The following is an 11,462-nucleotide window of genomic DNA, read 5'->3' on the forward strand; positions in this document are numbered from 1 at the left end:
CACATGACCGCACTCGACGACGAGCTCGACGGCCCCTCGGGCGCAGACCTCGGCGCAGTGGCCCCCATCACCTCCGTCCTCACTCCGGTGCCCATGCCCGAGGCGGATGGCGGAGCTGCTGGAGGAGTGCCTGGACCGCGTGCTGCGAGGGGAGCGCGGCTACCGGCTGGCGCCCCTGCGGGACCTCGACGCCACCCCCGACCAGCAGGTGGCCCTGATCGCCGCACTGTCCGTACTGCAGAGGGAGAGGTGATCGCGGTGGGCGTGGACCTCCGCACCGACGGCGGCCGGATCTGGAACGACGGGCTGATCGCCCGCAGGGCCCGCACGGACGGGGGAGGAGGTGTGCGGGAGGAGACCGGGGGCGTGCCCTTCCCGGCCGGTCCGTTCGACACCGCGACGTTCGAGGGCGGCCCGCTCGAGGACGCCCGCGGCGACGGGCTGTTCGACGCCGCCCGCGACGGCCGTACGGGTGGCACGCGGGTGTACGCCTCCCCGGACGCCGCGCCCGGGGAGGAGGCACTGCGCCGGCGGCTGCTCGCGCTGCGGGAACTGGTCGGCCTCTCCCGCACCCGGCTGGACGGTGAGGTGCTCGCCGAGGCGGGCCGGGTCCTGGACGAGGTCACCGCGCGCGGCAGACTGTCGCGGGCGTACACCACCGTGGCCGTCGCCGGGGCCACCGGAAGCGGCAAGTCGATGCTGTTCAACACGCTCGCCGGGGTCCAGCTCTCCGAGACCGGACTGCGCCGCCCCACCACCTCGGTGCCCGTCGCCTGCGTCTGGGAGACCGAGTGGGACAGCGGCGCCGACGGCCTGCTGGAGCGGATGGGGGTGCCGCCCCGGGCCCGGCGCCGGGTGCAGCCGCGCGACCCGGCGCTGCGCGGCCTGGTCCTCATCGATCTGCCCGACCACGACTCCGCCGCCCCCGGCCACCGTGAGCAGGTCGACCGGATGCTGCGGCTGGTGGACGCGGTGGTCTGGGTGACCGACCCGGAGAAGTACGCGGACGCGGTGCTGCACGAACGCTACCTGCGGCCTCTGGCCGGCCACGCCGAGGTGACGTTCGTGGTGCTCAACCAGGTCGACCGGCTGCCGGGCGACGCCGTCGACACCGTCATGGACGACCTGCGGCGACTGCTGGACGAGGACGGCATGGCCCTCGGCGAGCACGGCGAGCCCGGCGCGACCGTACTGGCCCTGTCCGCGCTCACGGGCCGGGGCGTCGGCGAACTGAGTGACTCCCTGGGGGAGTTGGTCGAGGGGCGGCGGGCGGCGGCGCTGCGGCTGTCGGCCGACGTGGACGGTGTGGTCGCCCGGCTCCGCCCGGTCTACATGGCCGACACCCCGCAGGGCCCGGCCGGGCTGACGGAGCGGGCACGCGAGGAGTTCGAGGATCGGCTGGCCTCGGCGGTGGGCGCGTGGGCGGCGGGGCAGACGGCCGAACGCCTCTGGCTGCGCCACGCCGAGCAGGCCTGTGGCACCCCCTGGGCGCGGCTGCTGCGCCGGTACGAGGCGCGGCGCGGACGCGGGGAGGAGACGGCTCCGGTTCCGGCCGCTCCCGGCGCCGGGAGCGAGGACGGACACGGGAACGGGACGGAGGCGGAGGGCGGGGCCGCGGCGCCGAAGACGGCCGCGGTGGCCCGGCCCGTGCTGGCGCAGGCGGTACGGGCGCTGGCGGAGGAGGCGTCGGCCGGGCTGCCGCGGCCGTGGGCCCGTTCGGTGCGGGACGCGGCCTGGCGCGGTGCGCTGGGACTGCCGGAGGCGCTGGAGGACGCGATCGCCTCGGCAGCGGACGAGGACGGGGAGGGCGGCTGCGCCGTGGGCGGGAACGGGCGCGGACGGGGACGAGGGCCGGGCGGGGCGTACGGGGGAGGGGGCGGTGAGGCCCGGCCGCCGAGGCCGCGCTGGTGGACGGTGGTGGCGTGCGCGCAGTGGCTGTTGCTGGCCGTCCAGTCGCTCGGTCTGTACCTGCTGGTGGACCTGGTCGCCGGGGGGCCCGGGTGGGGCGGCGTCCGGCTGCCGTTGGCACTGCTGACGGGCGGCGCGCTGGGCGGCCCGCTGCTGGCCTGGTGCTGCCGGCTCGCGGCACGGGGGCCGGCCCGGGCGTACGGGCTGGAGGAGGAGCGCGGACTGCGGCGCCTGGCGACCGGCTGGGGCCAGGCCTGGGTACTGGAACCGGTGGCGGCCGAACTGCTGCGGTACCGGGAGGTGCGCGAGCAGTACGTCATCGCGGCGGGCGGTACGGGCCGGACCTGAGGCCGGATCGGGAAAGCCCCCTCTGCTCTCACCCGTCCGGGTGACCGGGTTGTCCACAACCCGGCGGTACTCCACAGGCTGCGGCGGACACCGTCGCAGCCGTGCAGCATGAGGCCCGTACGCAGGAGCGGGCGGAAGAGGGAAGGGGCGGCCCTGATGAACGAGACGATGGTGACGGTGGTCGGCAACGCGGCGTCGGCGGTGGAGTCCAGGGCGTCGGCGTCCGGCCATCCGGTGGTCCGGCTGCGGCTGGCCACCACGGCGCGGCGCTATGACGGGCAGCGTGACGGCTGGACGGACGACGCCTGCACCAGCGCTTCTACACGGTCTGGGCGTTCCGGGGGCTCGCGGAGCACCTGGCCGCCTCCGTGACCGTCGGCGAACCCCTGCTGGCGCGGGGGCGGTTGCGAGTGCGGCAGGGCGAACGCGACGGGAAGCGCTGGACGTCCGCGGAGATCGAGGCCACGGCCGCGGGGCACGACCTGGCCCGGGGTACCTCGTCGTTCCGCCGCGTCGTGCGGGCCGTTCCCGCCGGCGAACCGGCAGGCGGTCCATGACGCTCACACGCGAGCAGCGGGCAACAGGCCGTACGTCGGGACAAATGTGACTCCGCGGCATTCCGCGATAACGATTGGGACTCGGAGTGTGTAACGTCTGGTATTTTCGGGGAACTCGCTCCGATTGCTCCCTACGATCGCCCCCTGAGACACGGGGGTTGGACGAGGGGACGACCAGACCATGATTTCTGTACGCGGACGGGGTCCCGCCCGTTTCGCCGCCGCAGCGATAGCCACGGGCATGCTGGCGGCAGGAGCGATCGCCGGAGCGGGAAGCGCCGTCGCAGACGAGAACAACCAGCCGGGCGGTGTGCTCGCCACCCTGCCCAAGGCCGGCGTGACGATCGGTTCCGGCGTCAAGATCCTTGACGGGCCCACTCCGGGCCGGACCGCTGCCGGTCTGTTCGAGCTGAAGGTCGACGGTGGCGGCACCCTGAAGACCTACTGCATCGACGTCGGCCGCGGGACGGTCGCGGGCGCCAAGTACCGCGAGGCGTCCTGGGACGAGTCCACGCTCCACAACAACGAGAACGCGGGCAAGATCCTCTGGATCCTGGAGAACTCCTACCCGCAGGTGAACGACCTCACGGCGCTCGCGGGCAAGGCCGGCGCCAAGCAGCTCACCGAGAAGACCGCCGCCGCCGGCACCCAGATCGCGATCTGGCACTTCTCCGACAACGTGAAGGTCGACGCGGACAGCGACGATGCCGACAAGCTCGCCGAGTACCTGATCAAGTCGGCCGAGAACCTCGCCGAGCCGGAGGCATCGCTCACGCTCGAGCCGTCCGCCGTCTCCGGCAAGGCCGGCGAGAAGCTCGGCCCGGTCACCGTGAACACCAACGCGCAGACCGTGAACGTCGCGCCCGGCGCGGACGCCACGAGCGCGGGTGTGACGGTCGTCGACAAGGACGGCAACGCGGTGACCGCCGCCAAGCAGGGCGACCAGCTCTTCTTCGATGTGCCCGAGGACACCGAGCCCGGCACCGCCTCGCTGACCGCGCAGGCCAACACCGAGGTCGCCGTGGGCCGTGCCTTCACCAGCGTCGACCCGAAGAACCCGAGCCAGACCCAGATCCTGGCCGGCTCCAGCAGCTCCAGCGTCACCGCCACCGCGACCGCGAACTGGGCCAACGAGGGCCCGATCCCGGCCGTGACCGCCGAGAAGAACTGCGTCAAGGGCGGCGTGGACGTCACCGCGAGCAACGAGGGTGACGAGCCGTTCACCTTCACCCTCGCGGGCAAGGAGTACGAGATCCCGGCCGGCGGCTCCGAGACCGTGACCGTCCCGGTCCAGGAGGACCAGGAGTACAACATCACGATCACCGGTCCGAACGGTTTCGAGGAGACCTTCACCGGCACCCTCGACTGCGAGACCGAGACCGAGACCACCACCGGCGGCAGTGGCGGCGGGGAGGAGACCCCCGAGCCCTCCACCGAGCCCAGCCCGGCCACCGTCGGCGGCGACACCGGCACTGCCGGCGACGCCGGCGGCAACCTCGCCGAGACCGGTAGCAGCAGCAACACCCCGATCATCGCGGGCGTCGCCCTCGCCCTGGTGGTCCTCGGTGGCGCCGCCGTCTTCTTCCTCCGGAAGAAGACGCCCGCCACGGCCGGTTCCAACGACTGAGCCGTCGCTCCACCTGCTTCCGCACAGTTCCACCGGTCCGGGTGTGATCGCCCGATCCGTCCGGACCACCTGAACCATCCGGCCGTGTGCCGTCGCACCCCTGCGGCGGCACACGGCCTCGTTCATGGCGTTCATGGCGGTCATGGCGTTCATGGCGCTCGCGGTCTTCACGGCGTCCACGGCCCGGGGCCGTGACACGGGTCGCCCCGGTACTCGTTTTCGTCCCAGCGCGGGGGTGCGGCAAGATGGGGTGTATCTGCCCACTCCCTGATTGCCGGACGGTTTCTCTTGGCTGAGTACATCTACACCATGCGCAAGGCGCGTAAGGCGCACGGCGACAAGGTGATTCTCGACGACGTCACGCTGAGCTTCCTGCCCGGAGCCAAGATCGGTGTCGTGGGCCCCAACGGCGCCGGAAAGTCCACGGTGCTGAAGATCATGGCCGGGCTGGAGCAGCCTTCCAACGGCGACGCCTTCCTCGCCCCCGGCTACAGCGTCGGCATCCTCCTGCAGGAGCCCCCGCTGGACGAGTCCAAGACGGTGCTGGAGAACGTCCAGGACGGCGTCGCGGAGGTCAAGGGCAAGCTCGACCGGTTCAACGAGATCGCCGAGCAGATGGCGACCGAGTACACCGACGAGCTCATGGAGGAGATGGGCAAGCTCCAGGAGCAGCTCGACCACGCGAACGCCTGGGACCTGGACGCCCAGCTGGAGCAGGCCATGGACGCCCTGGGCTGCCCGCCCGGCGACTGGCCCGTCACCAACCTCTCCGGCGGTGAGAAGCGCCGCGTCGCGCTGTGCAAGCTGCTGCTGGAGGCCCCCGACCTGCTGCTGCTGGACGAGCCCACCAACCACCTGGACGCCGAGTCCGTGCTGTGGCTGGAGCAGCACCTGGCCAAGTACGAGGGCACCGTCGTGGCCATCACCCACGACCGGTACTTCCTGGACAACGTCGCCGAGTGGATCCTGGAGCTCGACCGCGGCCGTGCCCACCCCTACGAGGGCAACTACTCCACCTACCTGGAGAAGAAGGCCGCCCGCCTCAAGGTCGAGGGGCAGAAGGACGCCAAGAGGCAGAAGCGCCTCAAGGAGGAACTGGAGTGGGTCCGCTCCAACGCCAAGGGCCGCCAGGCGAAGTCCAAGGCGCGTCTGACCCGCTACGAGGAGATGGCCGCCGAGGCGGAGAAGACCCGCAAGCTGGACTTCGAGGAGATCCAGATCCCGCCGGGCCCGCGCCTGGGCAACGTCGTAGTGGAGATCGAGCACCTGCACAAGGCGTTCGGTGACAAGGTCCTCATCGACGACCTGTCCTTCACTCTGCCGCGCAACGGCATCGTCGGCGTCATCGGCCCCAACGGCGCCGGCAAGACCACGCTGTTCAAGATGATCCAGGGGCTGGAGGAGCCGGACTCCGGCACCATCAAGGTCGGCGACACCGTCAAGATCTCCTACGTCGACCAGGCCCGCGCCAACATCGACCCCAAGAAGACGCTGTGGGCCGTCGTCTCCGACGAACTGGATTACATCAACGTCGGCCAGGTCGAGATGCCCTCGCGAGCCTACGTCTCCGCGTTCGGCTTCAAGGGCCCGGACCAGCAGAAGCCGGCCGGGGTCCTGTCCGGCGGTGAGCGCAACCGCCTGAACCTGGCGCTCACCCTCAAGCAGGGCGGCAACCTCCTCCTGCTCGACGAGCCGACCAACGACCTCGACGTCGAGACCCTGTCCTCGCTGGAGAACGCGCTGCTGGAGTTCCCCGGCTGCGCCGTGGTGGTCTCCCACGACCGCTGGTTCCTGGACCGCGTGGCCACCCACATCCTCGCCTACGAGGGCGAGAGCAAGTGGTTCTGGTTCGAGGGCAACTTCGAGTCGTACGAGAAGAACAAGGTGGAGCGTCTCGGCCCGGACGCCGCCCGTCCGCACCGCACCACCTACAAGAAGCTGACGCGGGGCTGAGGAGAGGCGTGCGCCACACATTCCCCTGCCCCCTGCGCTGGTCCGACATGGACTCCTTCGGGCACGTCAACAACGTCGTGTTCCTGAGGTACCTGGAGGAGGCGCGGATCGACTTCATGTTCCGGCTCGCCCGCCAGGCGGCGTCGGGGGCCTTCACTGGCGGCTCGGTGGTGGCCGGGCACGAGATCTCCTATCTGCGTCCGCTGGTGCACCGGCACGAGCCGGTCGTGGTGGAGATGTGGGTGACGAGGATCGGCGCGGCCTCGCTGACGGTCGCCTACGAGGTCAAGGACGGCCCCGGCGAGGGGGACACCGTCTACGTCCGCGCCTCGACGGTCGTGGTCCCCTACGACCTGGAGCGCGAGCGTCCGCGCCGGCTCCGTGACGAGGAGAAGGCGTTCCTCGAGGAGTACCTGGACGACAGTGCGACGGGGGCCGCCGCGGCATGAGCGGACACCCTCCACGCCTGGTGTTCGCCGACCCGGGTGAGGCGGCCGAGCTGGCCGCCCTCCTGGGCCGGCTGCTGCGCTGGGAGAAGGCCGCGGCGGTACGGCTGCGCGCGGCCGGGGACGGCGTCCTGGGCGTCTTCGCGCGCCCGGCCCGCTTCGAGGTGCTGGCCGTGCGCACCGCCCGGCTGACCGAGTCGGCACAGCTGGACGCGACGGTCTCCGCCGGAGAACTGCTGGAGGGCCTTGAGGAGGCGTCCGGGTCGGCTTCCGTGCCCGCCGCCGTGACCGGCCCGCCCTGGGCCGGTCTGCTGCCGCCGCGCGGCGGCTGGCGGCCGGTGGGCGAGCTGCCGTACGAGTCGGTGCGCTCGGTGGCCGCGTCGGTGGTCGCGGAGTTCCGGCGGCGCAGCGAGGCGCTGGCGCCCGGCGAACGCAGCCGCGAGGCGCTGGACGCGCTGGCGGAGGAGATCTGGTCCCGCCCCTTGGGCGGCGGTACGGGGCTGCCGCTGCGCGCCGTGCACGCCGCGCAGGCGCTGGGCATGCTGCGCTCGCGCGGCCCGGCCCCGGTGGCCGGCCCGCAGGGTCCGCCGCCCGTCACCGGCGGGCGGGCCGTCGCGGTGGCGGTGCTGGCCGCCGGGTCCTGGCTGCGGCTGCGCACCCCGTACGGCTCGGTCGCCGTGCGCGGCTCCGGACGGGGCCGGCCGGGGCTGAGCGTCACCCCGCTGTGAGGACGCCTCCGTGAACGACGAAGGCGACGAAGGCGACGAAGGCAGAGCCCCGGCCCGGGGAGGGAACCGGGGCCGGGGCTCTGCCGTATGCGTGCGTGGTACGGGGGGTCAGTCCGGGGTGTTGACCATCGAGGCGGCCGCGTAGACCAGGTAGTCCCACAGCTGCCGCTCGTGCTCGGGTGACAGGCCGAGCCCGTCCACGGCGTCGCGCATGTGCCGCAGCCAGGCGTCGTGGGCGGCGCGGTCGACCCTGAAGGGCACGTGCCGCATGCGCAGCCGGGGGTGCCCACGCTGCTCGCCGTACGTGCGCGGACCGCCCCAGTACTGCATCAGGAAGAGCGCCAGCCGCTCCTCGGCCGGCCCGAGGTCCTCCTCCGGGTACATCGGCCGCAGCAGCGGGTCCCCGGCGACGCCCTCGTAGAAGCGGCGCACCAGCCGCCGGAACGTCTCCTCGCCCCCGACCTGCTCGAAGAAGGTCTGCGTCTGCACGTCGCCACGCGGAATCTCCATCACGCCCCCCATGGTCGCAGATACCCGGCCGTGCCCCGGGGGTTCGGGGCACGGCCGCCGAGGGCACGGGCCGGACGGGGCCGCCGGGCGGGGCCTCAGGCGTCGTCCCAGCGGAAGAGCCGGGCGGCCACGGCCGTCAGAACCGTCGCGAAGAGCAGCAGCCCGCCCATGACGGGCAGCGCCGCACCCCAGGAGTGGCCGCGGGAGATGACATCCTGCATCGCCTCGTTCAGATACGTCAGCGGGAACAGGTCGGAGACCGCCCGTACCCAGGACGGCGCCCCCTCCAGCGGGAAGAAGGCGCCGGAGAGGAAGGCCATCGGCAGGATGACCACCTGGGCGACCCCGTTCGCCGCCTCCTCGGTCTTCGCCCAGGCGCCGACGACCAGCCCGATGGACATGAAGGCCAGCGTGCCGCACACCACCAGCGGCACGGCCAGCCACCAGTGGCCGCTCAGCTCCAGGCCGTAGTAGGGGAGGGAGGCCACACCGAGGAAGACCGCGGTCTGGACGAGGGCCAGGCCCACGCTCACCCCCACCCGGGCCGCGATGACCGTGCCCGCGCTCACAGGGGCCAGCCACAGCCGCCGCAGGATGCGTTTCCTGCGCCAGTTGACCAGGGTGAACGCCGACCCGAAGACCGCGCCCATCGCCACCGCCCAGCCGAGCAGACCGGGAGTGAGGAACTGGATCGCCCGCAGCGACTCGTCCTCCACCTGGCGGGTGGTCAGCTCGTAGGCGGGCGGTCGCCCGGTCGCGGCGATGTTGGCCTGCTGGACGACCGAGTCGACCAGTGCCCGCGCGTTCCCCGCCCGTACCTGGTCGGCGGCCGAGTAGCGCAGCCGCACCTGGTCGCCCTCCTGCCAGACGGCGGCGTCCACGTCGCCCGCGCGGACCTCCTCCAGGGCCGCCTCCCGGTTGTCGGACCGCCTGATCTCCAGGACCTCCTCCAGCCCCTCGCGCGCGTCGCGCGGCAGGGAGTCGAAGATCTCGACCTGGCCGACCTGGACGATCTCCGCCCGCGCCGTCGCGTCGTTCTTGAACAGCGCGCCGAACAGGACCAGGAACATCAGCGGGAAGACCAGCATGAAGAAGGCGGCGGTACGGTCCCGCAGCAGGCCCAGGGCCATCGCCCCGGAGAGGCTGGTGAACGTTCCGGCGCTCACTGGCGGTACTCCCGTCCGGTCAGCTGGAGGAAGACATCCTCCAGGGAGTCCACGCCCAGCTCCCCGATCAGCTCGGAGGGCGCGCCCACGCGCAGCACGCGGCCGTGGTCCATCACCGCGACCCGGTCGCACAGGGTCTCGGCCTCGTCCATGTAGTGCGTGGTGAGCACCACGGTGCGGCCCTCCTCGTTGATGGCGCGCAGCAGGTCCCACAGGTTGCGGCGGGCCTGCGGGTCGAGACCGGTGGTCGGCTCGTCCAGGAAGACCAGCTCCGGGTCGTGGACCAGCGCGCAGGCGATGGACAGCCGCTGGGCCTGGCCTCCGGAGAGCTTGTTCTCGCGGGTGCCGGCCTTCTCGGTCAGGCCGACGGTCTCCAGCATCGCGTCGGCGCGCTCGGCGGAGACGCCGTAGAGGGAGGCGAAGGTGCGTATCTGTTCGCGGGCGGTCAGCTTCTCGAAGAACGCCGAGGCCTGGAGCTGGACGCCCATGCGGCGCAGCAGCGCCGGGTTGCGGGGGAAGGGGGACTCGCCGAGCAGCCGGACCGTTCCCTCATCCGGCCTGCGCAGACCCTCGGTGATCTCCAGGGTGGTCGTCTTGCCCGCGCCGTTCGGTCCGAGGATGCCGTAGAACTCGCCGCGTTCGACGGTGAGGGACACTCCGTCGACGGCTTGTACGTCCCCGTACCGCTTGCGCAGTCCCTCGACTGTGATCGCAGCGTCTGTCATGGGACGGAGACTAGTACCGGAGTATTACTTTCTGGTACTCGGCCAGATCCGGGGCGCTCTCACCCGGCGACCGGGTGCGGCCCGGGAAGCCCGGGGCTCCGGGGCCGGCCGCGGGAGTCAGCCCCGGCGGAGGGTGATCGTGGTCCACGCGCCGACGTGCACCCGGTCGCCCTCCCGGAGCGGGACGGGGACGAACGGCTGGATCGGGTCCTCGGCGCCGTTGATGGTGGTGCCGTTGGTGGAGTCCTGGTCGACCACGGACCAGCCGCCGTCGGGCTGCCGCACCAGCACCGCGTGCTGGTGCGAGACCCCCGGGTCCTCCGGCGAGCGGCCCAGGTCGATGTCGGGCGACTCGCCGGTGGAGTGGCGGCGGCGGCCGATGGTGACCTGGGGGCCGCTGAGCCGGACGTGCTGCTCGGCGGAGTAGGAGGGCATGTTGAGCCCGGCCGCCTCGGGGCCGCTGCGCCGCATCATCGCGGTGAAGTACTCGTGGTCGGGCCCGACCGTCACCGCCCAGTTCGCGGGCTGCTGCTGGGGCGGCGCCCCCTGCTGGTGCTGCGGCTCCTGATGCGGGGGCTGGGGGGCCGGGGGCTGTTGGGGGTAGCCGTAGCCGGGCTGTTGTCCGTAGTCGGAGCGGCCGTAGTCGGGCTGCCCGTGCGGGAGCTGGGCATGCGGGCCGGGCTGCTGCCCGCCGTGCGAGGGCGGCGGCAGCGTCCAGTCGTCACCGCCGCCCCCCTGCGGCTGCCGGGGCGGCTGCGGAGGCTGGGGGTAGCCGTAGCCGGGCTGTTGTCCGTAATCGGGCTGCCCGTGCGGGGACTGGGCGTGGTGCTGGGGAGGGGGCGCGGGCGGAGACGGCGGACCGGGCGGGCCCTGCGTCTGGAAGCCGGGCGGCAGGTCCAGCCCGCCCGGGCTGCCGCCGGGCATCTGCTGCGGCGGTGCGGGCGGAGGCGGGCCGTAGGCGGCGGGGGAGTGCGTGAGGAAGCCGTACCGGCACTCCTCGCAGACCGGGGAGTGCCCCGCGCGGGGAGTACGGCACCGTGGGCACGGCTCGCCCCGCGCCGCGGAGTTGCCCCCGGGGCCGGGATAGCCGTAGCCGCCCGGGCCGGGCATCGGGGGCGGCGGGACGGCACCGGCGGGCACACCCGGAGCGGAGGCCATGCGGTGGCCGCACACCTCGCACCAGTCCTCGGCCGCCGACTGATGGCCGTTCGGGCAAGTCGACATCTCGGTCCTTCCCCCTCCGCGCGGCTCCGTGTCGCGTCGCTCGGTCGTTCGCCTCTCCGCGCGCCCCGGCCTTCGGGCCGCGCGCTCGGTGGTCCCGCCGGTCCCGGGGGCCACCGCCGTCAGCGGAACAGTACCGGGCGCGGGGCCGGTCATGCCCACTGCCTTCCCCACCGCCTCCGGGCCGTTCCCGCCCGGCCGGACCTCCCGCGACCCGCGCGTCGGCCACCGTGCGGTGCCTCGGCCGGCCGCCGCCCGGCTCAAGAGCCGGGC

General features: G+C 72.9%; 11 protein-coding genes. 7 read left to right on the forward strand and 4 right to left on the reverse strand.

What is annotated here, in order from left to right; translation table 11 throughout:
• The first annotated feature begins 106 nt into the window (after positions 1-106).
• The 7 genes from LJ221_RS23580 (at position 107) to LJ221_RS01990 (ending at position 7,567) form a co-directional block, all read left to right on the forward strand.
• Positions 107-253 carry a hypothetical protein gene (locus tag LJ221_RS23580; RefSeq protein WP_241713160.1) on the forward strand — a complete coding sequence of 49 codons (147 nt, stop codon included), beginning with the start codon at positions 107-109 and terminating at the stop codon, positions 251-253.
• Between the two features lie 5 nt (positions 254-258).
• Positions 259-2,256, forward strand: coding sequence for a GTPase (locus LJ221_RS01960; protein WP_241713161.1), 1,998 nt, complete (start codon positions 259-261; stop codon positions 2,254-2,256).
• A 156-nt stretch (positions 2,257-2,412) separates the two neighbouring features.
• Positions 2,413-2,628 (forward strand): single-stranded DNA-binding protein, encoded by a 216-nt coding sequence (locus LJ221_RS01965; RefSeq protein ID WP_241713162.1) that lies wholly within the window; start codon positions 2,413-2,415, stop codon positions 2,626-2,628.
• A 366-nt stretch (positions 2,629-2,994) separates the two neighbouring features.
• Positions 2,995-4,440 (forward strand): Cys-Gln thioester bond-forming surface protein, encoded by a 1,446-nt coding sequence (locus tag LJ221_RS01975; RefSeq protein WP_241713165.1) that lies wholly within the window; start codon positions 2,995-2,997, stop codon positions 4,438-4,440.
• 288 nt (positions 4,441-4,728) lie between these two features.
• Positions 4,729-6,393, forward strand: a complete 1,665-nt coding sequence (gene ettA, locus LJ221_RS01980; protein WP_241713167.1) for an energy-dependent translational throttle protein EttA — start codon at positions 4,729-4,731, stop codon at positions 6,391-6,393.
• An 8-nt stretch (positions 6,394-6,401) separates the two neighbouring features.
• A complete protein-coding gene (locus LJ221_RS01985; RefSeq protein ID WP_374228350.1) occupies positions 6,402-6,842 on the forward strand; it encodes an acyl-CoA thioesterase in 441 nt (146 codons plus the stop codon).
• The gene (locus tag LJ221_RS01990; RefSeq protein WP_241713169.1) at positions 6,839-7,567 is read left to right on the forward strand and encodes a hypothetical protein; all 729 of its coding nucleotides are present in this window, start codon (positions 6,839-6,841) and stop codon (positions 7,565-7,567) included. Before LJ221_RS01985 ends, LJ221_RS01990 begins: the two co-directional genes overlap by 4 nt.
• 108 nt (positions 7,568-7,675) lie before the next feature.
• Here the strand turns inward: LJ221_RS01990 and LJ221_RS01995 are convergent, their stop codons facing one another.
• The 4 genes from LJ221_RS01995 to LJ221_RS02010 all read right to left on the reverse strand — a co-directional run bounded on the left by LJ221_RS01995 (position 7,676) and on the right by LJ221_RS02010 (position 11,192).
• A complete protein-coding gene (locus tag LJ221_RS01995; protein WP_308314700.1) occupies positions 7,676-8,080 on the reverse strand; it encodes a globin in 405 nt (134 codons plus the stop codon).
• 92 nt (positions 8,081-8,172) lie between these two features.
• Complete coding sequence (locus LJ221_RS02000; protein ID WP_241713173.1) at positions 8,173-9,243, reverse strand: ABC transporter permease; 1,071 nt, start codon at positions 9,241-9,243, stop codon at positions 8,173-8,175.
• Positions 9,240-9,968 carry an ABC transporter ATP-binding protein gene (locus LJ221_RS02005; protein WP_241713175.1) on the reverse strand — a complete coding sequence of 243 codons (729 nt, stop codon included), beginning with the start codon at positions 9,966-9,968 and terminating at the stop codon, positions 9,240-9,242. The genes LJ221_RS02000 and LJ221_RS02005 overlap by 4 nt, the downstream gene beginning before the upstream one ends.
• Positions 9,969-10,085: 117 nt before the next feature.
• Positions 10,086-11,192, reverse strand: a complete 1,107-nt coding sequence (locus tag LJ221_RS02010; protein WP_241713177.1) for an FHA domain-containing protein — start codon at positions 11,190-11,192, stop codon at positions 10,086-10,088.
• Positions 11,193-11,462: the final 270 nt, after the last annotated feature.

It is taken from the genome of Streptomyces sp. CNQ085 (assembly GCF_022614595.1).
Classification (GTDB): Bacteria; Actinomycetota; Actinomycetes; order Streptomycetales; family Streptomycetaceae; genus Streptomyces.